Genomic DNA, 1,982 nt, shown 5'->3' with positions numbered 1-1,982 from the left:
CAGTGCGGGACCACGAAGACGGTAACGGGTCGGTTCCTGACTCCTCGGTTAGTCAGGCCCTTTTACCGCCAGGGCGAAACGCTGCGTGCAAACCATCACTGACCAGGGCTGACAACCCGAAATCGGAGGAGAGAAAATGGTGACGGCAGAGGTGTACTTCACGGACTGTCAGCGTGCCGGCGCACTGGCTGATACATCAGGCTTTTCTGCACGATCACCGCGTCCTGAAGTGAATCGCCCCGGGGTGTCCGGACACTTCACTGTGTGGACGAGAGTGAGAGTGATGGTCACCGGGCCGCCACCGAAGTTCCCCGGAACCCGGGACATCCTCCAGAAAGGCCGGCCTGTGCACGACGACCTGGTGGGCTGCCGGTTCACCGGACCGCCGCCGAGCCCTGTCAACGAACCGGATGAGGCCGCCACCCTCACGGTCGGGGTGGCGGCCTCATCCGGCTTCACGGTGCGGGTGTCAGCTGAAAAAGCTGCCCGAGCCTGTGCCTGAGCCTGTGCCTGAGCCGAAGTCGAAGCACAACGATCCGGTGCACTTCTCGATGGCGATCACCGACACTGTGTTGCCGTCACGGTTGGTGACGTAGGCGTGGGACCCGTCCGGGGTGACCGCCACCCCGAACGGGAAGGTCCCGACCGCGACGGTCTCGATGACTGTGTTGCCGGCGGTCTCGATCACCGACACCGTGCCGTCACTAGCGTTGGTGACGTAGACGCGGGTTCCGTCCGGGGTGACCGCCACCGCGGACGGGCCGTTCCCGACCGTGACGGTGTCGACCACGGTGTTGCCGGCGGTCTCGATCACCGACACCGAATCGCCGAAACCGGCACCACCATTGGTGACGTAGGCGTGGGATCCGTCCGGGGTGACCGCCACCCCGACCGGGCCGTTCCCGACCGTGACGGTATCGACCACCGTGTTGCCGGCGGTCTCGATCACCGACACTGTGCCGTCAAAACTGTTGGTGACGTAGGCGTGGGATCCGTCCGGGGTGACCGCCACCCCCGTCGGGCCGTTCCCGACCGTGACGGTATCGACCACCGTGTTGCCGGCGGTCTCGATCACCGACACCGTGCCGTCACTAGCGTTGGTGACGTAGACGCGGGTTCCGTCCGGGGTGACCGCCACCGCGGACGGGCCGTTCCCGACCGTGACGGTGTCGACCACGGTGTTGCCGGCGGTCTCGATCACCGACACCGAATCGCCGAAACCGGCACCACCATTGGTGACGTAGACGAAGGAGCCGTCCGGGGTGACCGCCACCCCGACCGGGCCGTTCCCGACCGTGACGGTATCGACCACCGTGTTGCCGGCGGTCTCGATCACCGACACCGTGCCGTCGTCACTGTTGGTGACGTAGGCGTGGGACCCGTCCGGGGTGATCGCCACCCCGAACGGGGCGTTCCCGACCGGGACGGTGTCGATGACGGTATCGGCGGCCGCGGCCCCCGCCCCCATCCCGGCGATACCGAGGACCATCGCGGCGGTGGCCGCCGCCGCGAGTGTGAGACGCGCTGCGCGCCCCCCGACCCTGCGGTAACCGCGCACCGTAGTGTGCTGATTCACATTCGTCTCCTACCTTGTGAGGAACAAACCGGATCAACCTTCGTCATGTCGGGAACCGGCCGTCGGAACCGAAACCCAGCCCACCGGAGGCTAACAACCGGATTTCGGTTCCGACCCCAAATCCGCCGAACTCCTCACAGGCACAAGGCCGCACAAGGTAGTATCGAACACCCGAACGGCCGGGCCGAGGGATCAACGCGGGCGTGAACGCAGGGTTACCCCGGTGCTGCTCTCAGCCGGGCATCCGGTCGGCGTTCGACAAGTTCTCTTCCGCCGCAGGGACTCCCGCCGACGCAGAGACCGCCGTGGCCGCGATCGAGGACACCGTCACCACACCGCTAGAAACCGCAATACCTTAGTACCTCGATACCTTGGTACTGATGGACGCGAGCTGCACGCATCTCGC

At 66.0% G+C, this 1,982-nt stretch carries 1 protein-coding gene; it reads right to left on the bottom strand.

Translation table 11 applies throughout. The features are described 5' to 3' along the window. Nucleotides 1-469: 469 nt before the first annotated feature. Nucleotides 470-1,576: a beta-propeller fold lactonase family protein gene (locus RM2_RS23015; RefSeq protein ID WP_072691761.1), complete on the bottom strand. Its 1,107-nt coding sequence runs from the start codon at nt 1,574-1,576 to the stop codon at nt 470-472. Nucleotides 1,577-1,982: the final 406 nt, after the last annotated feature.

The sequence above is a fragment of the Rhodococcus marinonascens NBRC 14363 genome, from assembly GCF_001894885.1.
GTDB lineage: Bacteria > Actinomycetota > Actinomycetes > Mycobacteriales > Mycobacteriaceae > Rhodococcus_F > Rhodococcus_F marinonascens.
Note: the sequence above shows the minus strand (reverse complement) of the source record. Positions and strands in the feature narration are given on the sequence as shown.